This is a genomic window from Caballeronia sp. LZ024, assembly GCF_031451455.1.
In the GTDB taxonomy this organism is placed as follows: domain Bacteria; phylum Pseudomonadota; class Gammaproteobacteria; order Burkholderiales; family Burkholderiaceae; genus Caballeronia; species Caballeronia telluris.
Map to the genome: position 1 here is coordinate 1,768,669 of NZ_JARUXL010000001.1, position 22,343 is coordinate 1,791,011.

28 protein-coding genes and 2 tRNA genes are annotated in these 22,343 nt (G+C 65.3%); 10 read left to right on the top strand and 20 right to left on the bottom strand.

The window, feature by feature from the left end:
- Nucleotides 1-87 precede the first annotated feature (87 nt).
- From kdpA to QCE48_RS08140, 3 genes are all read right to left on the bottom strand, one after another.
- The gene (kdpA, locus tag QCE48_RS08130) at nt 88-1,896 is read right to left on the bottom strand and encodes a potassium-transporting ATPase subunit KdpA (RefSeq protein WP_309785303.1); all 1,809 of its coding nucleotides are present in this window, start codon (nt 1,894-1,896) and stop codon (nt 88-90) included.
- Entirely contained in the window at nt 1,893-1,988 is a 96-nt protein-coding gene (kdpF, locus tag QCE48_RS08135) for a K(+)-transporting ATPase subunit F (RefSeq protein ID WP_087631087.1), read from the bottom strand. The genes kdpA and kdpF overlap by 4 nt, the downstream gene beginning before the upstream one ends.
- Nucleotides 1,989-2,353: 365 nt before the next feature.
- Nucleotides 2,354-3,256, bottom strand: a complete 903-nt coding sequence (locus QCE48_RS08140; RefSeq protein ID WP_404982640.1) for a fructose bisphosphate aldolase — start codon at nt 3,254-3,256, stop codon at nt 2,354-2,356.
- A 161-nt stretch (nt 3,257-3,417) separates the two neighbouring features.
- Here QCE48_RS08140 and QCE48_RS08145 point away from each other — a divergent pair, with 161 nt between their 5' ends.
- On the top strand, nt 3,418-4,044 hold the full coding sequence (locus QCE48_RS08145; RefSeq protein WP_309788239.1) for a dihydrofolate reductase family protein: 627 nt from the start codon (nt 3,418-3,420) through the stop codon (nt 4,042-4,044).
- 138 nt (nt 4,045-4,182) lie between these two features.
- Here QCE48_RS08145 and QCE48_RS08150 read toward each other — a convergent pair.
- A tRNA-His gene (locus QCE48_RS08150) sits at nt 4,183-4,258 on the bottom strand.
- A 106-nt stretch (nt 4,259-4,364) separates the two neighbouring features.
- Nucleotides 4,365-5,381, bottom strand: a complete 1,017-nt coding sequence (gene dusA / locus QCE48_RS08155) for a tRNA dihydrouridine(20/20a) synthase DusA (protein ID WP_309785300.1) — start codon at nt 5,379-5,381, stop codon at nt 4,365-4,367.
- 200 nt (nt 5,382-5,581) lie between these two features.
- Between dusA and QCE48_RS08160 the strand changes: the two genes are divergently transcribed.
- Complete coding sequence (locus QCE48_RS08160) at nt 5,582-5,815, top strand: hypothetical protein (RefSeq protein WP_309794111.1); 234 nt, start codon at nt 5,582-5,584, stop codon at nt 5,813-5,815.
- Between the two features lie 25 nt (nt 5,816-5,840).
- Here QCE48_RS08160 and QCE48_RS08165 read toward each other — a convergent pair whose 3' ends face one another.
- From QCE48_RS08165 to ssuE, 5 genes are all read right to left on the bottom strand, one after another.
- On the bottom strand, nt 5,841-6,056 hold the full coding sequence (locus tag QCE48_RS08165) for a TOBE domain-containing protein (protein ID WP_309785298.1): 216 nt from the start codon (nt 6,054-6,056) through the stop codon (nt 5,841-5,843).
- Nucleotides 6,057-6,084: 28 nt separating this feature from the next.
- Nucleotides 6,085-6,951 carry an ATP-binding cassette domain-containing protein gene (locus QCE48_RS08170; RefSeq protein WP_309785297.1) on the bottom strand — a complete coding sequence of 289 codons (867 nt, stop codon included), beginning with the start codon at nt 6,949-6,951 and terminating at the stop codon, nt 6,085-6,087.
- A complete protein-coding gene (gene ssuC, locus QCE48_RS08175) occupies nt 6,948-7,790 on the bottom strand; it encodes an aliphatic sulfonate ABC transporter permease SsuC (protein WP_309785296.1) in 843 nt (280 codons plus the stop codon). Before ssuC ends, QCE48_RS08170 begins: the two co-directional genes overlap by 4 nt.
- Before the next feature lie 14 nt (nt 7,791-7,804).
- Nucleotides 7,805-8,953: an FMNH2-dependent alkanesulfonate monooxygenase gene (ssuD, locus tag QCE48_RS08180; protein WP_309785295.1), complete on the bottom strand. Its 1,149-nt coding sequence runs from the start codon at nt 8,951-8,953 to the stop codon at nt 7,805-7,807.
- A 102-nt stretch (nt 8,954-9,055) separates the two neighbouring features.
- Nucleotides 9,056-9,688: an NADPH-dependent FMN reductase gene (ssuE, locus tag QCE48_RS08185; protein WP_309785294.1), complete on the bottom strand. Its 633-nt coding sequence runs from the start codon at nt 9,686-9,688 to the stop codon at nt 9,056-9,058.
- Between the two features lie 272 nt (nt 9,689-9,960).
- Here ssuE and QCE48_RS08190 point away from each other — a divergent pair, with 272 nt between their 5' ends.
- Nucleotides 9,961-10,419: a hypothetical protein gene (locus QCE48_RS08190; protein WP_309785293.1), complete on the top strand. Its 459-nt coding sequence runs from the start codon at nt 9,961-9,963 to the stop codon at nt 10,417-10,419.
- A gap of 4 nt (nt 10,420-10,423) precedes the next feature.
- Here the strand turns inward: QCE48_RS08190 and QCE48_RS08195 are convergent, their stop codons facing one another.
- The 6 genes from QCE48_RS08195 to QCE48_RS08220 form a co-directional block, all read right to left on the bottom strand.
- Entirely contained in the window at nt 10,424-11,539 is a 1,116-nt protein-coding gene (locus QCE48_RS08195) for an enoyl-CoA hydratase/isomerase family protein (RefSeq protein ID WP_309785292.1), read from the bottom strand.
- Between the two features lie 51 nt (nt 11,540-11,590).
- A complete protein-coding gene (locus tag QCE48_RS08200) occupies nt 11,591-12,256 on the bottom strand; it encodes a TetR/AcrR family transcriptional regulator (RefSeq protein ID WP_309785291.1) in 666 nt (221 codons plus the stop codon).
- A 57-nt stretch (nt 12,257-12,313) separates the two neighbouring features.
- Nucleotides 12,314-12,496, bottom strand: coding sequence for a hypothetical protein (locus QCE48_RS08205; RefSeq protein ID WP_087631096.1), 183 nt, complete (start codon nt 12,494-12,496; stop codon nt 12,314-12,316).
- Nucleotides 12,497-12,770: 274 nt separating this feature from the next.
- The gene (locus tag QCE48_RS08210) at nt 12,771-13,055 is read right to left on the bottom strand and encodes a DUF1488 domain-containing protein (protein ID WP_309785290.1); all 285 of its coding nucleotides are present in this window, start codon (nt 13,053-13,055) and stop codon (nt 12,771-12,773) included.
- A gap of 173 nt (nt 13,056-13,228) precedes the next feature.
- Complete coding sequence (locus QCE48_RS08215) at nt 13,229-13,582, bottom strand: hypothetical protein (RefSeq protein ID WP_309785289.1); 354 nt, start codon at nt 13,580-13,582, stop codon at nt 13,229-13,231.
- The gene (locus QCE48_RS08220; RefSeq protein WP_309785288.1) at nt 13,582-13,863 is read right to left on the bottom strand and encodes a hypothetical protein; all 282 of its coding nucleotides are present in this window, start codon (nt 13,861-13,863) and stop codon (nt 13,582-13,584) included. The genes QCE48_RS08215 and QCE48_RS08220 overlap by 1 nt, the downstream gene beginning before the upstream one ends.
- 298 nt (nt 13,864-14,161) lie before the next feature.
- Between QCE48_RS08220 and QCE48_RS08225 the strand changes: the two genes are divergently transcribed.
- A complete protein-coding gene (locus QCE48_RS08225) occupies nt 14,162-14,512 on the top strand; it encodes a hypothetical protein (protein WP_309785287.1) in 351 nt (116 codons plus the stop codon).
- A gap of 36 nt (nt 14,513-14,548) precedes the next feature.
- On the opposite strand, the gene QCE48_RS08230 is transcribed toward QCE48_RS08225, so the two are convergent.
- Nucleotides 14,549-14,887 carry an SMR family transporter gene (locus QCE48_RS08230; protein WP_309785286.1) on the bottom strand — a complete coding sequence of 113 codons (339 nt, stop codon included), beginning with the start codon at nt 14,885-14,887 and terminating at the stop codon, nt 14,549-14,551.
- A gap of 5 nt (nt 14,888-14,892) precedes the next feature.
- On the bottom strand, nt 14,893-15,399 hold the full coding sequence (locus tag QCE48_RS08235; protein ID WP_309785285.1) for a heme-degrading domain-containing protein: 507 nt from the start codon (nt 15,397-15,399) through the stop codon (nt 14,893-14,895).
- A gap of 365 nt (nt 15,400-15,764) precedes the next feature.
- Between QCE48_RS08235 and QCE48_RS08240 the strand changes: the two genes are divergently transcribed.
- The 4 genes from QCE48_RS08240 (at nt 15,765) to QCE48_RS08255 (ending at nt 17,280) form a co-directional block, all read left to right on the top strand.
- A tRNA-Met gene (locus QCE48_RS08240) sits at nt 15,765-15,841 on the top strand.
- A gap of 149 nt (nt 15,842-15,990) precedes the next feature.
- Entirely contained in the window at nt 15,991-16,356 is a 366-nt protein-coding gene (locus tag QCE48_RS08245; protein WP_309785284.1) for a DUF2946 domain-containing protein, read from the top strand.
- A 98-nt stretch (nt 16,357-16,454) separates the two neighbouring features.
- The gene (gene copC, locus QCE48_RS08250; RefSeq protein ID WP_309785283.1) at nt 16,455-16,817 is read left to right on the top strand and encodes a copper homeostasis periplasmic binding protein CopC; all 363 of its coding nucleotides are present in this window, start codon (nt 16,455-16,457) and stop codon (nt 16,815-16,817) included.
- A gap of 7 nt (nt 16,818-16,824) precedes the next feature.
- The gene (locus QCE48_RS08255; protein WP_309785282.1) at nt 16,825-17,280 is read left to right on the top strand and encodes a copper chaperone PCu(A)C; all 456 of its coding nucleotides are present in this window, start codon (nt 16,825-16,827) and stop codon (nt 17,278-17,280) included.
- A gap of 82 nt (nt 17,281-17,362) precedes the next feature.
- Here the strand turns inward: QCE48_RS08255 and QCE48_RS08260 are convergent, their stop codons facing one another.
- A complete protein-coding gene (locus QCE48_RS08260; RefSeq protein WP_309785281.1) occupies nt 17,363-19,870 on the bottom strand; it encodes a penicillin-binding protein 1A in 2,508 nt (835 codons plus the stop codon).
- 585 nt (nt 19,871-20,455) lie between these two features.
- Between QCE48_RS08260 and QCE48_RS31840 the strand changes: the two genes are divergently transcribed.
- Nucleotides 20,456-20,881, top strand: coding sequence for a plasmid mobilization protein (locus QCE48_RS31840; RefSeq protein ID WP_404982638.1), 426 nt, complete (start codon nt 20,456-20,458; stop codon nt 20,879-20,881).
- Between the two features lie 16 nt (nt 20,882-20,897).
- Here the strand turns inward: QCE48_RS31840 and QCE48_RS08270 are convergent, their stop codons facing one another.
- On the bottom strand, nt 20,898-21,302 hold the full coding sequence (locus tag QCE48_RS08270) for a DUF2177 family protein (protein ID WP_309785279.1): 405 nt from the start codon (nt 21,300-21,302) through the stop codon (nt 20,898-20,900).
- Nucleotides 21,303-21,589: 287 nt separating this feature from the next.
- On the opposite strand from QCE48_RS08270, the gene QCE48_RS08275 reads away from it, so the two are divergent.
- Nucleotides 21,590-22,270: a PspA/IM30 family protein gene (locus QCE48_RS08275; protein ID WP_309785277.1), complete on the top strand. Its 681-nt coding sequence runs from the start codon at nt 21,590-21,592 to the stop codon at nt 22,268-22,270.
- Nucleotides 22,271-22,343: the final 73 nt, after the last annotated feature.

A 22,343-nucleotide genomic window follows, 5' to 3' on the forward strand; every position in this document is an offset into this window, starting at 1 on the left:
CGGGGCGCCTGGTCGGGATTCTCGACAGGCGGTTTGACAAGTGTAGACATGCTTTCCTCTGGATCATTGAGCGCTTTCATTGACCACTTATTGGCCCGCGAGCATCATCAGATGCTCGACGACCGGACCGAGTGCGAGCGCCGGCACGTAGGTGAGCGCGCCGACCAGCACTACCGTGCCGAGCAGCAACACGACGAAGAGCGGACCGTGAGTCGGCAGCGTTCCGGCCGTGACGGCGATGCGCTTCTTGGCCGCGAGCGCGCCCGCGATGGCGAGCACCGGAACGATCGAGCCGAAGCGGCCGAACCACATCGCGATGGCGAGCGTCGTGTTGTAGAACGGCGTGTTCACGGACAGGCCGGCGAATGCGCTGCCGTTGTTGTTCGAAGCCGAGCTGTACGCGTAGAGCACCTCGGAGAATCCGTGCGGACCGGGATTGAAGATCCCGGCCGTGCCCGCCGCGCTCAGCACGCCGATCGACGCGCCAACCAGCACGAGGAACGGCGTGAGCAGGACGACGATCGCCACCATCTTCATCTCATACGATTCGATTTTCTTGCCGACGTACTCGGGTGTACGCCCGATCATCAAGCCGGCGACGAACACCGCGAGCAGCGCGAACACGAGCATTCCGTAGAGACCCGATCCGACGCCGCCGAAGATCACCTCGCCCAGTTGAATCAGCAGGAGCGGAACGAAGCCGCCCAGCGGCGTGAGCGAGTCGTGCATGGTGTTGACCGCGCCGCACGATGCAGCGGTCGTCGCGACCGTGAAGATGCCGGACTGCGCGATGCCAAAGCGCGTTTCCTTGCCTTCCGCGTTGCCGCCCGCCTGCCATGCCGACGCACCCTGATCGACGTGCAGCGATGCAAAGAGCGGGTTGCCGGCCTGCTCCGCCGAGATCTCGCCCCAGCACGCGACCGCAAACGCGATCGTCATCGCGGCAAGCACGGCGTAGCCTTGCCGCCGGTCGCCGACCATGCGGCCGAACACCACGCAGAGCGCCGCGGGAATTGCGAGCATCGCGATCATCTGCACGAAGTTCGAGAACGGTGTGGGATTTTCGAACGGATGCGCGGAGTTCGCGTTGAAGAAACCGCCGCCGTTGGTGCCGAGCATCTTGATCGCTTCCTGCGACGCGACCGGGCCCATGGCGATCGTCTGCTTGTCGACCTGGTGGCCCTCCATCACCGGATTGCCCTTCTCGTCCTTGACGGCGTTGCCCTGCGCATCGGTCCTGGGCGTCTGATAGGTCGTGATCTGTAGCGTCGACACCTCCCCGTACGACTCGAAGTTCTGGATCGCACCTTGACTCACGAACACCAGCGACACGACGACGGCAAGCGGCACAAGCACGTACAGCGTGATGCGCGTGAGATCGACCCAGAAGTTGCCGATCGTCATCGCGGAGTGGCGCGCAAAGCCGCGGATCAACGCGACGACGACCGCGATCCCGGTCGCCGCCGACAGGAAATTCTGCACGGTGAGTCCGAGCATCTGCGACAGATAGCTGGCGCTCGCTTCGGGCGAATAGTCCTGCCAGTTGGTGTTGGTGACGAAGCTCACGGCGGTATTGAACGCACCATCGACGGTCATCGGGCCGACGCCTTGCGGATTGGCCGGCAGCCACTGCTGCAGGCGCAAAAGACCGAACAAGGCCAGCGCGCCGAGCGCATTGAAGGCGAGCACGGCAAGCGCATAGCGCTTCCATGACATTTCGGCTTGCGCATCGACGCCCGCGAGCCTGTAAAGCGCCGCTTCGATCGGCCGTCCGATACGGCGCACGACGACCGACGATCCATCCATCACGCCGGTGATATAGCGGCCGAGCGGAATCGCCAGCGCAATCAGGACGATGATGAAGAGCGCGGTCTGAAGCAGGTTATTGGCGTTCATTCCAGATCCTCCGCACGCAGCAACGCGTACACGAGGTAGACGAACAGAAGCAGCGTCGATGCGCTCGCGAGCCACAGCATCCAGGGCGTCATGGGCGACCTCCCGGAGCGCGGCGAAGCTTTTCGCAGCCGGCGACAAGCGCCACGCAAAGGCCAACGAAAACGGCCATGCCGGCGATGTAAAGCAAGTCCATTGTGATGAGCTCCCGTAGCGGATTCGGACGAACTGAAGCGTACGCAAATCCGCGTAAAAGCCCGGCTAAGAATCGGGTCTTCGGTATAAAAATCGTATAAACGTCGCCGCTAGACGTGAGTGCGGCGATAAGGCGGGATGGGGGAAGACGCCGGCACCGCTGACGCGGCCCGGCGCACGATCGAATGATGATCCGGCAGAGAACGGCAGACGCGAAGAGATTCCCGCTGCCGCCTTGAGTCTTGCAGACGCCGCTATCGAGGGATCAGGTCTTCTGAACCGAAGCGTTGTAGATTTCGTCGATCGAACCTTCGAGCGTCGTATTGAACTCGTCGTCGCTCATCGACTTCTTCAATTCGTTGATGAGCGCGCGCGAGAAGCTCGCGATCATGCCGTGGTTCTTCGCAAGGCGCTCGCACGCGTCGCTGCGCGTATAGCCGCCCGACAGCGCGACCACGCGCACGACACGCGGATGCTCGATCAGCGGACGATAAAGGTCGGTTTCGTCCGGGATGGTCAGCTTGATCATCACCTGGCTCGACTCGGGCAGCGCGTCCAGACCCTTGATCAATTCATCGCGCAGGATTTTTTCCGCGCCCTTCTTGTCCGGGCTCTTGATCGATACTTCGGGTTCGAGGATCGGCACGAGACCATGTCCGATGATCTGCGCGCCCACTTCGAACTGCTGTTTCACCACGGCGGCGATGCCCTGCTCGTTCGCCTGATGGATCACCGAACGCATCTTCGTGCCGAAGATGTCGAGCTTCGCCGCGCGAGCCAGCAGCGCATCGAGACCCGGGTTGGGCTTCATGACCTGCACGCCGTCGGCTTGCGTTTCGAGGCCCTTGTCGACCTTGAGGAACGGCACCACGCCCCTGTCTTCCCACAGGAACGCAGGCACCGGCTTGCCGTTCGCCTGACCGTCCATCGTGGCTTCGAAGAGAATGGCGCCGATCACCTTCTCGCCCGAGAACGACGGCGCGGTGATGATGCGCACGCGCATCTCGTGCATCAGCTTGAACATCTCGGCGTCGCCGTTGTAGGCGTCGTCCGGAATACCGTACTGCCGTAGCGCGCCCGGCGTCGAACCACCGCTCTGATCCAGAGCGGCGATGAATCCCTGCTTCTCCCTCATTTGCGCCAGCATTTTTTCGTTAGCCACGAACATGTCCCTCCTCAAGGTTCAAACGCCGGAACGCGAGCACGGTCCGTGCCGTGAGTTTACTGTTTTTGACGCGCGTGCATTATTTCATCGACTTGCCGTCGATCCACACGCGAGCCGTTCGTCGTATTGACGGACCGATCGGGTTCATCGAACTGGAGGACAGGATGCGCAAACTCGTTGTTTCCGCTTTCATCAGTCTGGATGGGGTCATTCAATCCCCTGGCGGGCCCGAGGAAGATCGCGGCGGTGGATTCGGCCTTGGTGGCTGGATCGTTCCCTATGCCGACGACGCCATCGGCCGGCACTTGCAGGACCTGCTCTCGCGGCCGTTCGACCTGCTGCTGGGACGCTTCACCTATGACATATTCGCGTCGTACTGGCCGCGCGTGCCGGCCGATTCGGCGAGCCGCGCCATCGCTGACCGGTTCGGCAGCGTACCCAAGCACGTCGCGACGCACCGACCCGGTACGCTCGACTGGCAGAACAGTCGCGCGCTGGAAGGCGACCTTGCCGACGCGATACGCGCGCTTCAACGTCAGGACGGCGCCGATCTCCTGACGTTCGGCAGCGGCGACATGGTGTGTCAACTGCTCGCGGCTGGCTTGGTCGACGAGCTCAGGCTTCTGACTTACCCGATCTTGCTTGGACGTGGAAAGCGTCTGTTCGGCGACGACGCCCGGGCGTCCGCCTTCACGCTGGCGCACTCGATCAGCACGCCGGGCGGCGTGCTGATTAACCGATACGTGCGCAACGGCGAGGTGAAAACGGGATCGTTCGGAGAGGTTGATTAAGGCGCGGATTGCAGCCTGACGAATCACTCAGCCGGCTTAATGCGGATCTAGGGGACAGGAATCAGGAAGGCGCGGTTACAAGGAACGCAGAAAGCAAAAAGCCCAGTATCGAAGACTGGGCTAACGCTTTAGTTTGATTGGGGTGGCTGATGGGACTCGAACCCACGACGACAGGAATCACAATCCTGGACTCTACCAACTGAGCTACAGCCACCACTGACCAAACCTGATTTACTGCTCCCGGGCTTGCCAGAACTGGCTTGCCGATCGAGAAGCGAGATTATACGAATAAAGATTCCGTTTGCCTAGCCCCTCGCGAATCAATTCGTGCCAGACTCCTCGGCCAGTTCCAGCGCCTCGCGCAGATGAGCGCGCGCCTCGTCGAAGATCGCGAGATCGCGCGCCGCAAGCCGACGGCTGTCCGACAGCACGCGGCGCCAGCCGCGCGCCCCCGCCACGCCCCGGTACAACCCGAGCGCGTGCCGTACGATCGCGCCGAGATACGTCCCGCGCGCAAGCTCCGCGCGCGCGTAGGCGATCAGTCCCGCCTCGATCTCCTCGCGCGTCGGCACCGGCGTGCTGGCGCCGTAGAACCGCGAATCGACGCCCGCCAGCACGAACGGATTGTGATACGCCTCACGTCCGAGCATCACCCCGTCGACGTGCTTCAAATGCTCTTCCACTTCGTCGAGCGTCTTGATGCCGCCGTTGATCGAAATCTGCAGATGCGGGAAATCGCGTTTCAGCCGGTACGCATACTCATACTTGAGCGGCGGAATCTCGCGATTTTCCTTGGGGCTCAGGCCCTTCAGGATCGCATTGCGCGCGTGCACGATGAAGACCTCGCACCCCGCATCGGCGATTGTGCCGACGAAATCGCGCACGAACTCGTAGTTCTCGACCGCATCGACGCCGATGCGGTGCTTCACCGTCACCGGAATCGCGACGGCATCGCGCATCGCCTTCACGCAATCGGCGACGAGTTGCGGCTCGTTCATCAGGCACGCGCCGAACGCGCCGCGCTGCACGCGCTCCGACGGGCAGCCGCAGTTCAAGTTGATCTCGTCGTAGCCCCATTGTTCGCCGAGCTTGGCGCTCTTCGCCAAGTCGGCCGGCTCGCTGCCGCCAAGTTGCAGCGCGACCGGCGCTTCGGCGGGCGTGAAGGCGAGATGCCGCGCGACGTCGCCGTGAAGGAGCGCGCCGGTGGTCACCATTTCGGTGTAAAGCCACGTGTCGCGCGTGATCAGACGATGAAACGAACGACAATGCCGATCGGTCCAGTCCATCATCGGGGCGACGCTGACGCGGCGGGGGCTGGGCTTGGAAACTGCTGACATGGAAAACGCGGGAAGATTGCGTGAGGCGCGCCAAAGCGCGCCGAATCCGCGATTTTACCGCAGCGCGATGAAACCGGCCGGCCGCACCGCCGCGACGGCGGTCGAACTGCGATGCCCGCAACCGGTCACATCAGGAAAGCGACGCCGCGCTAAAACTCCACGCCGGCGTAAATCGGGAGCAAGTCATGACGAGCCGACCCTTGTTCGCAGCCCTTTTCGCGTTCGCGAGCGCGCTCGCCGCGGCGAACGCCAGCGCGCAGACGGCGCCGCCGGGCGACGCCAACGCATCGATGGTGAAGCCGCCGGGCGCGGCGGCCGCGAGCGCCACACGCCCGAACAATCCGGACAACATGCCGGTCAAGCGCCCGACACCGCCGCCCAACAGCGACCGCATGCTCCACCACAGCCCCGCCAGCGACGCGATCGCGAAATAAGCCGACCGCGCGTCCAGATGAGCGTTCAGATCAGCGCGATCGAGACTTCGGTCGACTTGACGAGCGCCACCACTTCCGTGCCGACGGCGAGCGCAAGTTCGTCGATCGAGCGCGTGGTGATCACGGACGTGACGATGCCGAACGGCGTCTCGACATCGACTTCCGATACCACCGGCCCCCGGATGATCTCCTTCACTTTGCCTCGGAACTGATTGCGCACGTTGATGGCGGTGATGGTCATTGGCTCGGTTCCTTCGTGTCGGGTTGTTTCAGGCGACGGACGCCGCCGGGAAAGGACGAAACTCGCCCGGCGCGTGCCCGAGCACGCGCGTGAGCACCGCTTCCTCCAGCGCGGCGAACGCAGGCGAGGTCCGCAAACGCGGTCTGGGCAGCCGGATCGCGGCATCGTAGGCAATGCGCCCCGCCTCGATCAGCACGATGCGATCGCCGAGCGACACGGCCTCCTGCACGTCGTGCGTGACGAGCAGCGCCGTGAAGCGATGCTCGCGCCAGAGCCGTTCGATCAGCGCATGCATTTCGATGCGGGTGAGCGCATCGAGCGCGCCGAGCGGCTCGTCGAGCAGCAGCAGGTCCGGCCGATGCACGAGCGCGCGCGCCAGCGCGACGCGCTGCCGCTGGCCGCCGGAAAGCTGCGCGGGCCAGTCGTTTTCGCGATCGCTCAGGTTCACTTCGGCGAGCACCGCGCGGGCGTCGTCGCGCGCGGTGCGCGGCAGGCCGAGCATCACGTTCTGCAGCACCGTCTTCCAGGGCAGAAGCCGCGCGTCCTGGAACATGATGCGCGTCTGCAACGCTTCGCCCGCGCGCTCGCCGTGTCGGTCAAGCGTGCCGCCGCCCGGCGCTTCGAGGCCCGCGACAAGCCGCAGCAGCGTCGATTTCCCGCAGCCGCTCCGGCCGACGATCGACACGAAACTGCCTCGCTCGATCGCGAAGTCGAAGTTCGAGAGCACGTTGCGCTCGCCGTAGCGCTTGTCGACGCCGCGCATCTCGACGGCGAAATCCGCACCCGGTGCGGGCGTCGCGGCGCGGGCGAGCGGCGCGGCGCGCTTCGCGTCTCGCCTCGGTTCGAGGTGGAGTTCGCCGCGCGGAAAATCGGTGGAAGAAGTGATCGCGCTCATCGATGGGCTCCTTTTGCCTGATATGCCGGGTGCCAGCGCAGCGTCGCGCGCTCGATGCCCTTCGCGAGCATGTCGGCAAGCTTGCCGAGCAGCGCGTACAGCAGGATGCCGACCACCACGACGTCGGTCTGGAGAAATTCGCGCGCATTCATCGTCATGTAGCCGATGCCCGATTGCGCCGAAATCGTTTCCGCGACGATCAGCATCACCCACATGAGTCCGAGCGCGAAGCGCACGCCGACCAGGATCGACGGCAGCGCGCCCGGCAGGATCACGTCGCGATACAGCGCGAAGCCGGAGAGCCCGTAGCTGCGCGCCATCTCGACCAGGCCTGCATCGACGGAACGGATACCGTGGAACGTGTTCACGTACACCGGGAAAAACACGCCGAGCGCGACGAGAAAGAGCTTCGCCTCCTCGCCGATGCCGAACCACAGGATCACGAGCGGGATCATCGCGAGCGCGGGGATGTTGCGGATCATCTGGATGGTCGAATCGAGCGCGGTCTCGGCGTTGCGGGAAAGACCCGTCGCCAGCCCGAGCGCGAAGCCGATGCCGCCGCCGATCGCGAAACCCGCCAGCGCGCGCCACGCGCTCACCTTCACGTTCGCCCACAGGTCGCCGGACTGCACGAGCGTCCACGCGGCCGTGACGACCGCGAGCGGCTCGGGCAGAATTCGCGCCGACAGTCCGCCGGTGCGCGCGGCGAGTTCCCACGCGACGAGGATCGCGAGCGGCACGAGCCACGGCGCGCACGGAGCCGCGACGCGGCGCAACAGGCCGCCGGCGCGAACGCCGGCACGCGCGGTGCCCGGCTGGGCGATGTCGATATGCGCCATGAGTCGCTCCTTGGTCAGCTTTGCGACGCGCGCGGCACGTAGGTATTGCCGACGACCTCGCCGAACGGACCCGACAGCGGACCGGCGATGCGTTCCTTCTGCTCGCGCGGCAAGAGCGGGAACACGAGTTCCGCGAACCGGTACGACTCTTCGAGATGCGGGTAGCCGGAGAGAATGAACGTATCGATGCCGAGCGCCGCGTACTCCTTCATCAGCCCCGCGACCTGCTCCGGATTGCCGACGAGCGCCGTGCCCGCCCCGCCGCGCACGAGCCCGACGCCCGCCCACAGATGCGGATAGACCTCGAGCTTGTCGCGCCGTCCGCCGTGGAGCGCCGCCATGCGCCGCTGGCCTTCGGAATCCATCTTCGCGAACTGTGCCTGCGCGCGCTGGATGGTTTCGTCGTCGAGCTTGCTGATGAGCTTATCGGCGGCGGCCCACGCTTCTTCTTCGGTCTCGCGCACGATCACGTGCAGGCGAATGCCGAACTTGATCTCGCGCCCTTCCGCCGCCACGCGCTTTCTGACGTCCGCGAGCTTCTTTTCGACGTCGGCGGGCGGCTCGCCCCAAGTGAGATACGTATCGATGTGATCGGCGACGATCCCGTGCGCCGCCGCCGACGATCCGCCGAACCACAGCGGCGGATGCGCCTTCTGCACCGGCGGATAGAGCAGCTTGCCGCCCTTCGACGCGAGATGCGTGCCTTCGAAATCGATCGATTCGCTCGTGTGCGACGCCGCGAGCAGCTTCTTCCAGATGTGCAGGAATTCGTCGGTGACTTGGTAGCGCGTGTCGTGATCGAGGAACACGCCGTCGCCTTCGAGTTCGGCCTGATCGCCGCCCGTCACGACGTTGATCAGGAGCCGCCCGCCCGAGAGCCGGTCGAAGGTGGCGGCCATGCGCGCCGACAATCCCGGCGACGACAGTCCCGGCCGGATCGCGACGAGAAACTTGAGGCGCTTCGTGGCGGGAATCAGACTCGACGCGACGACCCACGCGTCCTCGCACGAGCGTCCGGTCGGCAGCAGCACGCCTTCGTAGCCGAGCGTATCGGCGGCGACGGCGATCTGGCGGAAATAGTCGGCGTCGGCTGCGCGCGCGCCTTCGGTCGTGCCGAGATAGCGGCTGTCGCCGTGGGTCGGAATGAACCAGAACACATTCATCAGGGGCTCCTGCACTGTTTTTTGTGAATTCGAAAAGAAAATGAGGCGCTGCGATGCCGCAGGAGGCGAGCGTGCGCAAGCCCGAACAAGACGATGTCGACGTCAGCTCGCGCAGCGGATCAGCGCGGCGAGCGTCGCGGCCGTTTCGCGCGGCGCGCTGGCCGCCGCGAGGCTCGCGGCCTTCGTGCGCAGTTCGCGCAGTTGCGCCTGTTCGTCGAGCGCGTGTGCGAGCGCGTCGGCGGAGGCGGTCACGCGCTGCACCGTTTCCGCGGACGCGGCGTAGCCGTTCGCGGAGCGCGGCAGATCGGCGTCGGAGGCGAACACGTTCGGCAGATGGTGCCGCGCGCCGAGCGACCACAGCACGGGCTTCAACGCATAGTCGAGCGCGAGCAGATGCGCGAGCGAACCGCCCGTCGCGATCGGCAGCACGATCTTGCCCGCGAGCCCCGTCTGCGGCAGCAGGTCGAGCAGCGTCTTGACGAGGCCGCTGTAGGACGCCTTGTAGAGCGGCGTCGAAATCACCACCGCCTGCGCGTGCTCGATCAGTTCGAGCGCCTCGCGAATCGACGGATGGGCGAAGTCCGCATGCATCAGCGCGGCGGGCGGCAGCGCGCGCGCGTCGATGCGCCTCACGGCGATGCCGCGCGAGCGCAACGCGCTTTCGGCAAGCGCGAGCAGATACGTACTGCGAGACTGGGCGGCGGGACTTCCGGAAATCGACACTACGTAGGACATCGCTGCTGTTTCCTTGTGCTCGCGCTCGTGATGTCAGGCGCGCGTTCGCGCGGGACGGCCGTTCCGTCCCGCTGGAGAAACAGTCTAGGGATGCCCCCTATCGTTTAGAACGATTTTTTCGAGCTTAGGTTTTCCGCTTTCGTGATTTGGCTGGCGTGCGAAGCGCTTCGGCGCCGCATGAGCGGGGAATGACCGGAAGCGCGCCACTATAATGGCGCTCAACCCAAAAAACACGGCGCAGCCGGCGGCTCGCGCCATTCGCGGTGCACTCAATGCAAAAAGTCATCTTGCCGTTCGTTTCCGGCTTTCTCGCGGCCCTGTTTTTCCGCGAAGCGACGCTCGCGCTGCTGCACGCGGCCGGCGTCGTCGATCCGGCCGGGTTCTCCACCGCGCCGTTCCTGCCGCTCGGCATCCCCGAATTCATCGCCAACGCGCTGTGGCGTTCCGTGTTCGGCGTGCTGATGGCGTGGCTGTTGCGCATCGCGCCCGATCGCAACGCGCCGTGGGTCGGCGCGCTCGTCTTCGGCGGCATCGTGCTGACGGCGGCGAGCGTGTTCGTCGTCGATCCGGCGCACGGCATCTGGCCGAGCGGCAACCTGCTGCCGCGTCTTGCGATCGGCTTCGTGACCAACGCGATGTGGGGCTGGGGCGCGCTCGTCTTCATGCGCGCCTTCATGGCGGAAACGGCGGGCGCGCGCCGCGACGAGCGCAGCGGGCGCCGGCCGTCTTAGTCCTTTAGTCCTTCAGCAGCTTCAGCGGATGGTGGTCGCGCGACCACGGGCTCTCGAGCATCCGCTTCACGTCCTCGGGCGTGACGTCTTCCAGACGCGCGATCTTCCACGCTGGCCGGTTGTCCTTGTCGACGATGCGCGCCCGAATCCCCTCCACCACGTCGCCGTGCTCGAACACATTGCGCGTGACGTCCAGGTCGCGGCGCAGCGTGTCGGCCATCGTCGAGAGCCGCGCGCGGTCGACGAGTTCCAGCGCGATCTCGATCGACAGCGGCGAGCGCTCACGCAGCACGCCGATCGTCTCGCGCGCCCACTCGGCGGCGGCGCCGCCATCGGCTTCCTTTTCCAGCGACGCGAGAATCGCACGGCCATCGCCCGCCGCGAAATGCTTGTCGATCGACGTGCGGACCGCGGCGAGCGGACTCGCGTCGGGCGTGGGCGCGACCTTGTATTTCACGCACTCGGCGCCGACGAAACGCACGATGTCCACGCCGTCGTTCAGACGCTCGTGCTTCAGCGCCTCGATCAGGCCGGGCAGCGCGGCGTCGTCGAGATAGGCGTCGGCGAGCCGCGCGTAGAGCGCGTCCGCGGCGCCGATCGTCGCGCCCGTCGCCGCCAGATAGCGCCCGATCGCCCCCGGCGCGCGGGCGAGAAACCAGCTCGCGCCGACGTCCGGAAAGAGGCCGATGCGCGTCTCGGGCATCGCCATTTTCGTGGATCCGGTCACGATCCGCAGGCCGCCCGTGTGATGCGCGCCCTGCGAAATGCCGACGCCGCCGCCCATCACGACGCCGTTCGTCACCGCGATGTACGGCTTCGAAAACGTGAAAACGGTGTGATTGAGGCGATATTCGTCGGTGAAGAATTTGTCGACGGTCGCGCGTTCGCCCGCCGTCGCCGCCTCGTAGAGGAAACGGATGTCGCCGCCCGCGCAGAACGCGCGCGTGTGCGGACTGTAGATCACCGCGGCCCGGATTGCGTGGTCGTGGCGCCAGTCGCCGAGCGCGTTGCGAATGGCGTGCAGCATGCCGCTCGTGAGCGCGTTCAGCGCCTGCGGCCGATCGAGCGCGATAAAGCCGATGCCGTTGGCGGTTTCGATATGGATGTCGTGGGTTCTCATCGGTGCAAAGGGGTTCGGTTCGCTGGGTGTCGATTCGTTTCCACGCGAGGTTCATGCCCGCCCGGGGTCGCGGCCGAACCACGCGTCGAGCGAAAGCTCGGCGAGCGCTTCGGCCGGCGAGCGCGGCAGCGGAACTTGCGCGGAATGCGTTGAAGAAGCGGGATGCGGCGCGTGCGAAACACGCGACGACCGCGCGGAATTGACGATGGCAAGCGCGACGATGCCGTGCAGGTTCGCCCATAGCGCCTCGGCGCATGCGGCTGCCGGTGCTTGCGCGGGCAGCCGCCCGGCCGCGCGCAGTTCGACGAACGCGTCGGTCACGAGGGACAGGGTTTTTGCGGCATCGACGGTGGCGGCGCTCGCGTCGACGCCCGACGCTTCCATGAACATCAGGCGATAGGTTTCGCAATGGCCGAGCCCGAATTCGACATAGGCGCGCCCCATGGCTTTCAGCCGCTCGGCGGCATCGACGATGCTCGCGTGGGGCGCGAAGGCCGTCAGCAGTTGCGCGTAGCCCTCGCTGCGCAGCGCGCGGGCGATCTCGGCACGGCTCTTGAAATGCAGATACAGGGCGGCGGGCGAATAATCGATTGCCTCCGCGATCTTGCGCATGGACAGCGCGGCGAAGCCCTCCCGGCCGACGATTTCCCGCGACGCACTCAAGATGCGCTCCCGCACCGCCTGCCGCTGTTCGGTCCGTCGTTCCTGGATTCCCATGCGGGCACTCTCGGAAAATGAGCCCGGACTGACGGTCATTCAGCCCGGCCGGGCGCTTCAGACTATTATTTTGCGCTTATTGTCAGATCGCGGCGCGGCGCGCTCGAACGGTTCTTCCTGCTCGCTCGTGATGGCCGACGCGATCACGATGCACGCGGCCAGAAACAGCACGCCGGCGGCGGCCCAGATCAGCCAGAACGCATTGAATTCGACGAGCGAACTCGCCAGGGTGTGCAACATGACAACCCCCGAACGACTTTTATAGTGTGCTGCTGCCGTGAAAGCGGGTCTCGCGGAGCAAGCTGCGTGCCGCACCAGTCGCGATGCGCGGCGCACGATAACTGGAATGGTAATCGCAAATCGGGCTGCGCGTGAGGGTCGCTGGCGGCTTTTGCTGCGCGTTGATGGGCGTCTGTGCGCGCTGCGCGCCGGCGGTATGAGAGCGCGTGCCGCGTGCAGGCCTTACAAGGGCGTGTAATTGCGTCCCGGCGTGCGGGACAAACGAAGGCAGCGCTCAGGCGATGACTTTCCCCGGCGGGAAATGTCCGCTCTTAAGTAAGACCGGCGAGCCGTTGCTCACCCGCAGATGTTCGCGCGCCACGGCTTCGATGCGCGGACGGCCGGCGTCGAATGCGCTGATCCAGCCGCTGCTGTCGAAGCTCCGCGCATCGAAATGATCTTCCAGCGCCTCGACCGAGATTGCACACGGAACCCGCGCGCCGTCGACGAGCGCGGCGAACACGATCGTCAGGTTGGCGCTGTGATAGTCGGGAGCGTCTGGGGGAAATTCGATAACCATGATCGCCTCGTGACTGGAACAAAAAGATCGGACAGTGGCCGTTAGGGGCTCGGACGAGCCCCGCCTGAGTCCGATGGATCGGCGAATATGGTACTCGCGAGCGCGATGCGCGGTCCAGAGCGAACAGCGACGGCTCGGCGCATCCCCATGCAACGGGCAATGCGAGGCGTCGGTCATGCCTCGAACACGGCGATCGGCACGTCGACGATGAAAAGCGACGTCGCCTGAGGGTCCGCGTAGTCGAAGCGCAGATGCCGGCTCATCTCGCGCACGCGCTCGCGTGCAAGCTCGCACGCTTCGCCGGTGAGTTCGGTGCCGCTCTTCAGCAATTGCGCGTCGAAGCGGTAGTGCACGCCCCACGCGACGTTGCCCGGATGATTGGCGACGCCGCTCGTGCGCCAGCTCACGAACAGCGAAGGCGCGAGTTCCGGGCCGACCTCGCTCACATCGGCGTTGCTCGGGAACAGGTCGAGCAGGCAACGCGCGATGTCGTGCAACAGCGGATGGCGGACGTTGAGCTGGCGCATCAGGTCACGGAGAGAAGTCGGTCGATGTAGTCGCGGGCCGCCTGTTCGACGTGCGCGAGCGCTTCGTCTTCGGTCGCGAAGCGTTGCTCGCTGCCGAGATCGACGAGTGCCTCGAAGCGATGCGCGTCGTCGGGACCGCGTTGCGCGACGCTGACGGCGCCGACGTAAATCGGCGCTTCGGCGGTGCTGCCGGCGGCGGCGTCGGGCTGATGCGTATGGGTCAGCCGCGCTGACGCGCTGATGTAATAGCCCCGGCAGGGACCGGAAACACGTTCTGCCATGGAGTTCTCCTTATGCGGTTCGAGGCGCCGGTACGCCGGTCGCCGGCTCGTGGCCGCGACCGGCGGGCGCATGCAGTAAGGTTCGCGATCCGGAAATTAGTTCGCGTCGATTTCCGCCTTGCGGCAAACCGTGCCGATTATCGCGCCCGCCTTTGAACCGACCGGCCCGCGCTGCGCCTGACGCTCTCGCAAACCGCGCGCCCGCGTGACGCCGCGCTAACAACCGCTTACGCGGCGCGTAAAGCGCGTGTGGGAAAATATGGCATCCCAGCTTGAACCACACTTTCACGAGGTAGAAATGAAGGAATTTGCGCGGCGCGTGTGCCGCACTTCGCCGAGATTGCCGGGCCTGCCGCTTGGCGCGGCCCTTGTCGTCGTGGCCGCGGGTTTGTCGGCGTGCGCGTCGTCGAACAATGCGTCGCTCATCAACTTGCCCGACGGGCAAACCGGTTACGCGATCAACTGCAGCGGCGCGGATGCGTCGTCGAGCTGGGGAAGCTGCTATGTGCTCGCGGGCAAGGCCTGCGGCGCGACCGGCTACGACATCGTCTCCAAGGACAACGAGGAAGGCGGCCCGACCGGCGGCGGCATCAGCAACGTGATCTCCGCGAACGTCAAGAACCGCTCGATGGTCGTGCGCTGCAAGTGAGCGCGGGCGTCTGAAGGCGCCCGCCCGGCGACGTCATCAGTGTGCGCTGACCTTCGAGAACACATTCAGCACCACGACGCCGGACACGATCAGGCCCATGCCAAGCACGGCGGGCCAGTCCGGGATCTGCTTGAAGAGGATCGCGGCGACCGCCGTGATCAGCACGATCCCCGCGCCGGACCAGACGGCATAGACGATGCCGACCGGAATCGAGCGCAGCGTGAGCGACAACAAATAGAACGAAAAACAATAGCCCACGACGACGACGATCGACGGGATCAGGCGCGTGAAGCCGTCGGAAGCGCGCAACGCGGACGTCGCCACGACCTCGGCGACGATCGCGAACGCAAGGAGCACATAAGCGGACGAACGCATGCGCCCTATTGCCCCGCTTCCCGCGTGAGCAGAAGCGCGCCGAAGTCCTGACCGAGCACCGCGCAGAGCGCTTCGACCACCAGTTGGTGATCGTCGCGTTGCGGCATCCCGGAGACCGCCACCGAGCCGATCACGCCCGCGCCCGCCACCGAGAGCGGAAAGGCGCCGCCGTGCGAGGCGAACTCGGCGACGGGAAGACCGTATTTTTCGCCGAGCGTGACGCCCTGCTGCTGGAGCTGCAGTCCGATTGCATAGGAACTGCGCCGGAAGTGCTCGACGGTGCGCGACTTGCGCTCGATCCAGGCGCTGTTGTTGGGCGTCGCGCCGTCGAGCGCGGCGAAGAAGAGCCGCTGGCCGAACGTGCGAACGTCGATCGCGACGGCCGCGCCGCGCGCAAACGCCATCTCGCGCAGTTGCGCGCCGATCTGCCACGCGCGATCGCAGTCGAACTTCGGAAAGACCAGCGTTTTTTCCTGATGAGCGATGGCGTTGAGGTCGTGGGGGATGTCCATGGGGATGCCTTCGTGATCGTTTCGAATGAAGTGGAACTCGCATGAGCGAATGCGATTTTGACACGCCCGCGTTCAAACGACGCAGCGTGCACCGTCACGGACTTTCATTGCAGCGACATGGCGCGTCGGCGGCGGGCGTGATCGATCGGCCTGGCGCGCCCGCATGATTTGGATCCCTTAATTCACGTCACAGCGATATCTGCATCGCTCGCTTCAGTCAAGAATATCTGACGCCGCTTCACGGCCGCTCATAGACTTTTCTTGAAATCGGGCAAGGCGCGCATGAATCGACCTCTGCGTCTCATCAAACTCTCGAAAAGCTTGCGGCGGCTATTCCGATGCTCTATAATCTTTTCTTCGACGGACGCGGGGTGGAGCAGTCTGGCAGCTCGTCGGGCTCATAACCCGAAGGTCGTAGGTTCAAATCCTACCCCCGCAACCAAGCATTCAAAGCAAAAAGCCCGGCTCGCCGGGCTTTTTGCTTTTCCGGCCTTTGCGCGTGCTCACGTTATCGCGCAGCCTGCCCGGGCGTCGCTTATCGCGCATGGCATAATCGCCTGCTCGTTTCCCATTCGATGCATCCACGCGTTCATGCGTAGCGCCCTGATACGGAAGATCGGCGGTATTGTCGGATTGCTCGCGATCCTGATGACGGCGCTCGCCCCCGCCGCATCGCAGATGCTCGAACGCACGCGCATCGAGTCGATGCTCGCGGCGTTCTGTTCAGTCGAGACGACAAAGGTATCGAAGCACGACGGCGACACCGCCCTCGCGCACCTGCAGGCGTGTGGTTATTGCAATCTCGCCGCTCATACGCCCGTCACGCCACCGCCCGCGCACGCGCATCGCGTGCCTGTGCTGGCGGGCCCGAGGCCCGTCGCACGACTGGATACGCTCGAGCGGCCGCATGCGGCCGTCATCGCGGCCCAGCCGCGCGCCCCGCCCTCGTTTGCCTGACTCACTCGCCCCTTCGCGACGCGAAGCGTGAACCGCCAACGGCCTCACGCGTGCGCGCCGCTCGTCAACACCTTCCCATCCGGCGGGAGTCAATCGATATGAACGCATCCATCATCAAGCACGGCACGCTTGCCGTCAGCCTTTTCGTCTCTGCGCAATTCGCCTTCGCGCACGCCGTCCCCAAGCAGCAGGACCCGGCGCCCAACGCCACCGTGTCCGCGCCGCAGGAAGTCTCCATTGAATTCGGCGAAGCGCTGGAGCCGTCGTTCAGCAAGCTGGTTGTCGTCGATGCCGGCGGCAAGCAGGTGAACACGGCGCCGTCGGCCGTCGACGCGAGCGACAAGAAGCACATGAGCGTGGCGCTCGGCACGCTCCCGCCGGGGACGTATCGCGTGAACTGGACAGCCGTCGCCGACGACGGCCATCGCACGCAAGGCCACTACAACTTCAAGGTCAAGTGAGACTCGCATGAAAAAAATCGCCGCCCCTTTCACCACGCTCTGCGCGACGCTCGTCGCCGCGCTGCTCGGCGCGCCGCTCGCTCACGCGGCGACGCTCTCGGTCAGCGACTGCTGGATCCGCTCGATGCCGCCGAATTTGCCGTCGTCGGGCTACTTCACGGTGTCGAACGACGGCGACGCGCCGGCATCGCTCGTCGGCGCCGAGACGCCTGCGTTCGGCATGGCGATGCTGCACAAGTCGGAAAGCAACGGCAGCACCGCGACGATGTCGCACGTGGCATCGGCGGAAGTGCCTGCGCACGGCACGCTGCGCTTCGCACCGAAGGGCTATCACCTGATGCTCGAAGGCGCGGGCAAGCCGCTCCAGGTCGGCTCGACGGTTCCGCTCTCGCTTTCCTTCGCCGATCACTCGAAGGTCAGCACGATGTGCACCGTGAAGCCCGCCTCCGCGCTCGGCAACTGATTGAAGGCATCGAAAAAGAAACGCGCCGCAGTGTGAACTGCGGCGCGTTTCTTTTAGGCGATGCCGGATGCGGTCGGAGCGTTCAGTGCTTGCTGAACAGATCCATGATCTGCTTGCGCTCGTCGGCGTTCACGTTGGGCGCCTGCATGCCGCCCGGGCCGACTCCGCCCGATGTCGTCGTCACGGCGCCCGCCGGATCGGCCGCGTCCATGCCGATGCTCGCGATAAAGCCGCTGCCGGGCGTCCGGTCGGCGTAAAAGAGTTCGCCGTCGAAGTCTGTGATGCCGTCGGGCTTCGGCATCTGCTGCTGCGGCACGTTGCGCAGCGCGCGTCCCATGTAATCGACCCAGATCGGCAGCGCGAGCTGCGCACCGAACTCCTTGCTGCCGAGCGACTTCGGCTGATCGTAGCCCATCCACGCCACCGCCACGAGCGAGTGCTGATAACCGGCGAACCAGCCGTCCTTCGCGTCGTTGGTCGTGCCGGTCTTGCCTTGCAGGTCGTTACGCTTGAGCGCGTTGGTCGCGGCTCCCGTGCCCTGCGTCGCGACCGTGTGCAGGAGGCTGTTCATCATGTACGCGTTGCGCGGCTCGAGCGTCTGCGGCGCGTTGCCACCGGCCGTCAGCGGGTCGGCGCGCGAGATCACCGTGCCGCGCGCATCGGCGACTTCGGCGATCAGGTACGGATTGATGCGGTAGCCGCCGTTCGCGAACACCGAATACGCGCCGGAAAGCTGCAACGGCGTGACGAGCCCGGCGCCGAGCGCGAGCGGCAGATACGGCGGCGTCTTGTCGACGTCGAAACCGAAGTTCTTCGTGACGAACTCCTGCGCGTAGCCCGTGCCGATGTACGACAGGATACGGATCGACACGAGGTTCTTCGAACGCTGCAAACCCGTGCGCATCGACATCGGGCCGTCGGGCTGGTCGTCGTCCTTCGGCTCCCAGGCCTGGCCGCCGGGTGTCGTCGGCGGGAAATAGAGCGGCGCGTCGTTGATGATCGTCGCCGGTCCGAGGCCCTTGTCGAGCGCCGCCGAGTAGATGAACGGCTTGAAGCTCGAACCCGGCTGGCGCCATGCCTGCGTCACGTGGTTGAACTTGTTCTTGTTGAAGTCGAAGCCGCCGACGAGCGCGCGAATCGCGCCGTCCTGCGGCACGAGCGAGACGAGCGCGCCTTCCACTTGCGGCAATTGCGTGATCTGCCAGTTGTCCTTCGCGTCCTTCGTCAGGCGCACGATCGAACCGGGCTTGATGCGCAAGGCCGCCGCCGCATTGCTCCGTAGCGCGGGCGCGGCGAAGCGCAGGCCGTCGCCGGCGATGTTCGCGGTTTCGCCGCCGACGAACTGCGCGCTCACCTGCTTCGCGCTCACGGCCGTCACGACCGCGGACTCCAGATCGCCGTCGTCCGGATGATCGACGAGCGCGTCCTCGATGGCCTGCTCGCGGTCGTCGTCGTCCTTCGGCAGGTTCACGAAGCCTTCCGGCCCGCGATAGCCGTGGCGCCGCTCGTAATCCATGATGCCCTTTCGCACCGCGCGATAGGCGGCGTCCTGATCGGCGGAATCGATGGTCGTCGTGACCGTGAGGCCGCGCGTGTAGGTCTCTTCCTTGTATTGCGCGTACATCATCTGCCGGACCATTTCCGCGACGTATTCCGCATGCACGCCGTACTCGGTGCCGGCGGATTTCGTGTGGATCTCCTCGACGACGGCCTGGTCGTACTGCTCGCGCGTGATGTAGTTCAGGTCGAGCATGCGCTTCAGGATGTACTGCTGGCGGATCTTCGCGCGCTTTGGATTGACGACCGGGTTGTACGCGGACGGCGCCTTCGGCAGGCCCGCGAGCATCGCGGCCTGCGCGAGCGTGATGTCCTTCAGGTCGCGGCCGAAGTAGACGCGCGCCGCGGCCGAGAAGCCGTAGGCGCGCTCGCCCAGATAGATCTGGTTCATGTACAGCTCGAGAATCTGGTCCTTCGTCAGCGCGCGCTCGATCTTGTACGCAAGCAGCATTTCATAGATCTTGCGCGTGTAGGTCTTTTCGCTCGACAGGAAGAAATTGCGCGCGACCTGCATCGTGATCGTGCTCGCGCCCTGCGAGGCGCCGCCATGCATCACGTCGCTCACGCCCGCGCGCAGGATGCCGAGGAAGTCGACGCCGCCGTGATCGTAGAAACGGTAGTCCTCGATCGCGAGGACCGCCTTCTTCATCTGGTCGGGGATGTCCTGGAAGCGCGCGAGCGAACGCCGTTCCTCGCCGAATTCGCCGATCAGCACGTGATCGGCGGTATAGACCCGCAGCGGCACTTTCGGCCGATAGTCGGTGAGCGCGTCGAGCGAGGGCAGGTTCGGCCCCATCACGACGAGCGCATAACCGATGATGAGCGCGCCGATTACGCCCGCGAGCGCGAACAGCCCCGCGAACCACAATGCGATGCGCGCGAAGAACGAGCGCCCTTCGGGCTCGTCGCGATAGCGGCCGTCGTTGCGGTCGTTACGGTCGTTGCGGTCTTCGCCGTGACGGTTGCCGTCGCCGATGTAATGCCGGACGTCGCGTGAGGGGTTCGAGGAATTCGGTCGTTTGATGATTGGCATGACTTCGATGGTTCGGCGCGCGACCCGGACGCTTGGCCCGGTCGGATGCGCCGTTTGACTGAATCAGTCACGTGAGTGGTCGCGTGAGGCTCGCGGTTGGCCGCCGCGCGCCCCGCGCCACGTGAACCAGACCGCGCGCGAGATGTTTGCCGGCACGGACCGGCCGGCATGGCCCGGATGCTCGGGACGCGCGCGGCGGCAAAGCGCCTGTCCGGCTGCACGCGCAGGGTAACAGCACATTTTAAAGAATTCGAGCGCACTTCTCCGCGAGACGCCCGATTTTTTTGTAAGTAAATCACGCCGACAGTGCGCTCACGCACGGACAGGTTACCCACAGAAACTATTGAGAGCGCTGTGGACAACCGTATGAGAAAATCGCCAAGTCATTGAGCGAGCGCCACTTTTGGCGTGTGCCGCGATTTCGGTTCGAACCGGCCGGACCCACCCACGCCGAAGCACAAAACGATATGATGGATGCGTCGGGCTGCGTCGTTGCGAGGTAGAACGAACGCGGCCGGCGAGCCGTCTTGCGGTAACTTTGTCGCATCGCTTCTTTGCAATCGCCTTACTGTTTGCGAGCCGCTCATGTCTACCAAACCCAGCGAACGCATCGTTGTTTTCGTGACACCCGCGCAGAAACTCGCCATCAGCAACACCGCCGAGGGACTCGGCATCAGCGTGAGCGAACTCATGCGGCGGGCGGTCCTGAATTTCAATGCCACGAGCGAGCAGATCAAGGTGGCCGGTCTGGTCGAGCGCCTGCGCGCGCCGAAAACGCCCGATGCGCTGAACGTCGCGCTGCGTCACGTCGCGGAAAAAGCCGCGGCGCGCGAAGCGAAGACCGCCGCGGCGAATGCGTCGAAGAACGCGGCCGCCGCGCACAAGGCGGCGCTGGCGAAGGCGAAGCCCGAGGCCGAATCGCCGCACTCCACGGAACCGGCCGACCCTGGCGACTCCGATACCGACGAAGGCGAAGGCGCATCCCTCACGCGCGGCCACTCGGAGCAATGAGCGCCGATGTCGTGTGTCAGGAGACGAAACGCATCGGCACCGCGACCGCCGCCGAGGCGACCGCTGTCGCGAACGCGCCCCAGGCGATGTCGACGACGACGATCGTCGTGCTCCAGCCCTTTAGCGTCGCGAGATTGGTGAGATCGTAAGTCGCGTCGGCGATCGCGCCGAACAGCACGCCATTGATGAGCGCTCGCGCCGCGCTCGCTTCGGCGAGACCGGGCATCACGCAGAAGTACGTCATCGCGGCGAGATACAGCACATAGAACACGGCCGCCGCGCCGAAGTTCGGCCGTTCGAGCAGCAACGCGCCGATCTCGCGCCGATAGAGACCGCGCCCCACGGCCCCGAGCCACAGCGCATCGAGCGCGAGGAACACGACGGCCCCGACCGCGAACGCTATGACGAGCATCTTCGACATGATGTTTCCGCTGGCTGATTCTATGGCGTTCGATGGCGTGCGGGGCTTGCTGCGCCGCGCCTGCCGTTACATTCCTTAACGCTGCGCGCCCGGTCGATTAAGACCCGCTTAAGCCGCATCGTGCTCTAATAGACGACGCGAGAAACAGCATCCGACCCAGGCTGCGCGTCTTATTGAAGCTTGTGCTTGCAATCCGCGCGGGCGGCCCGAACTTACGTGGCGCGGATCGCGCACGAGCGCCGCGCGGCAGCCTCGGGCGGTCCGCAGCTTTCATCAAGGAGAAACACATGTCGCTTTTGGATTCCATCACGCGCACCGTCAAGGGTCTGCTGAACGACGCCGCCGACACGATGCAGGACCCGTCGCGCGACTCGCGCCAGATCGTGCGCGAACTCGACGACAGCATCGCGAAGGCGGAAAACGCGCTGATCGAGATTGAGGCGCAGGTCGCGACGCAGCAAAGCAAGCGCGATGTCGCCGCCGACAAGGCGAAGAAGTACGAAGACGGCGCGAAGCGCGCGCTGCAAACGGGCGACGAAGGGCTCGCCCGCGAGGCGCTCGCCGCGCAGGCGAACGCGGAAACCGAGCGCGACGCGCTCGCCGGGGAGCTTGGCACGCTCGAACCGTCGGTCGATCATTTGAAGCAGCAAATCGCCGACATGCGCCAGCGCCGCAACGACCTGAACGCGCGCTCCAACATCCTGCAGGCGAAGCAGCAGATCGCGCAGGCGAAGGACGTCGCGGCGACCGCACTCGGCGGCATCGGCGGGAAAAACCTGTCGGAGGATTTCCAGAAGCTCGAAGACAAGGTGCAACTCGCCAACGCCCGCTCGGACGCCCGCCTGAATTCCGCCGACCAGAAGTCCGGCAAGGCGCTAGACGACAAGCTCGCGGCGCTTAACCGCGGCCCGTCCGTCGACGACCGGCTGGAAGCGCTGAAGAAACAGTTGAATTCGCCGTCGCAGTAGGCTTGACGAGGCTGTGCCAGGCGGCGCGGCGAACTTATCGGCTCGGCGCGCGTCGCACTGGAATGTGTCATCG

Excerpts from the sequence above, each read along its gene's own strand:
- kdpA (WP_309785303.1), bottom strand. The coding sequence starts at position 1,896 with ATGAACGCCAATAACCTGCTTCAGACCGCGCTCTTCATCATCGTCCTG.
- kdpF (WP_087631087.1), bottom strand. The coding sequence starts at position 1,988 with ATGACGCCCTGGATGCTGTGGCTCGCGAGCGCATCGACGCTGCTTCTG.
- QCE48_RS08140 (WP_404982640.1), bottom strand. The coding sequence starts at position 3,256 with ATGTTCGTGGCTAACGAAAAAATGCTGGCGCAAATGAGGGAGAAGCAG.
- QCE48_RS08145 (WP_309788239.1), top strand. The coding sequence starts at position 3,418 with ATGCGCAAACTCGTTGTTTCCGCTTTCATCAGTCTGGATGGGGTCATT.
- dusA (WP_309785300.1), bottom strand. The coding sequence starts at position 5,381 with ATGTCAGCAGTTTCCAAGCCCAGCCCCCGCCGCGTCAGCGTCGCCCCG.
- QCE48_RS08165 (WP_309785298.1), bottom strand. The coding sequence starts at position 6,056 with ATGACCATCACCGCCATCAACGTGCGCAATCAGTTCCGAGGCAAAGTG.
- QCE48_RS08170 (WP_309785297.1), bottom strand. The coding sequence starts at position 6,951 with ATGAGCGCGATCACTTCTTCCACCGATTTTCCGCGCGGCGAACTCCAC.
- ssuC (WP_309785296.1), bottom strand. The coding sequence starts at position 7,790 with ATGGCGCATATCGACATCGCCCAGCCGGGCACCGCGCGTGCCGGCGTT.
- ssuD (WP_309785295.1), bottom strand. The coding sequence starts at position 8,953 with ATGAATGTGTTCTGGTTCATTCCGACCCACGGCGACAGCCGCTATCTC.
- ssuE (WP_309785294.1), bottom strand. The coding sequence starts at position 9,688 with ATGTCCTACGTAGTGTCGATTTCCGGAAGTCCCGCCGCCCAGTCTCGC.
- QCE48_RS08190 (WP_309785293.1), top strand. The coding sequence starts at position 9,961 with ATGCAAAAAGTCATCTTGCCGTTCGTTTCCGGCTTTCTCGCGGCCCTG.
- QCE48_RS08195 (WP_309785292.1), bottom strand. The coding sequence starts at position 11,539 with ATGAGAACCCACGACATCCATATCGAAACCGCCAACGGCATCGGCTTT.
- QCE48_RS08200 (WP_309785291.1), bottom strand. The coding sequence starts at position 12,256 with ATGGGAATCCAGGAACGACGGACCGAACAGCGGCAGGCGGTGCGGGAG.
- QCE48_RS08205 (WP_087631096.1), bottom strand. The coding sequence starts at position 12,496 with ATGTTGCACACCCTGGCGAGTTCGCTCGTCGAATTCAATGCGTTCTGG.
- QCE48_RS08210 (WP_309785290.1), bottom strand. The coding sequence starts at position 13,055 with ATGGTTATCGAATTTCCCCCAGACGCTCCCGACTATCACAGCGCCAAC.
- QCE48_RS08215 (WP_309785289.1), bottom strand. The coding sequence starts at position 13,582 with ATGCGCCAGCTCAACGTCCGCCATCCGCTGTTGCACGACATCGCGCGT.
- QCE48_RS08220 (WP_309785288.1), bottom strand. The coding sequence starts at position 13,863 with ATGGCAGAACGTGTTTCCGGTCCCTGCCGGGGCTATTACATCAGCGCG.
- QCE48_RS08225 (WP_309785287.1), top strand. The coding sequence starts at position 14,162 with ATGAAGGAATTTGCGCGGCGCGTGTGCCGCACTTCGCCGAGATTGCCG.
- QCE48_RS08230 (WP_309785286.1), bottom strand. The coding sequence starts at position 14,887 with ATGCGTTCGTCCGCTTATGTGCTCCTTGCGTTCGCGATCGTCGCCGAG.
- QCE48_RS08235 (WP_309785285.1), bottom strand. The coding sequence starts at position 15,399 with ATGGACATCCCCCACGACCTCAACGCCATCGCTCATCAGGAAAAAACG.
- QCE48_RS08245 (WP_309785284.1), top strand. The coding sequence starts at position 15,991 with ATGCGTAGCGCCCTGATACGGAAGATCGGCGGTATTGTCGGATTGCTC.
- copC (WP_309785283.1), top strand. The coding sequence starts at position 16,455 with ATGAACGCATCCATCATCAAGCACGGCACGCTTGCCGTCAGCCTTTTC.
- QCE48_RS08255 (WP_309785282.1), top strand. The coding sequence starts at position 16,825 with ATGAAAAAAATCGCCGCCCCTTTCACCACGCTCTGCGCGACGCTCGTC.
- QCE48_RS08260 (WP_309785281.1), bottom strand. The coding sequence starts at position 19,870 with ATGCCAATCATCAAACGACCGAATTCCTCGAACCCCTCACGCGACGTC.
- QCE48_RS31840 (WP_404982638.1), top strand. The coding sequence starts at position 20,456 with ATGTCTACCAAACCCAGCGAACGCATCGTTGTTTTCGTGACACCCGCG.
- QCE48_RS08270 (WP_309785279.1), bottom strand. The coding sequence starts at position 21,302 with ATGTCGAAGATGCTCGTCATAGCGTTCGCGGTCGGGGCCGTCGTGTTC.
- QCE48_RS08275 (WP_309785277.1), top strand. The coding sequence starts at position 21,590 with ATGTCGCTTTTGGATTCCATCACGCGCACCGTCAAGGGTCTGCTGAAC.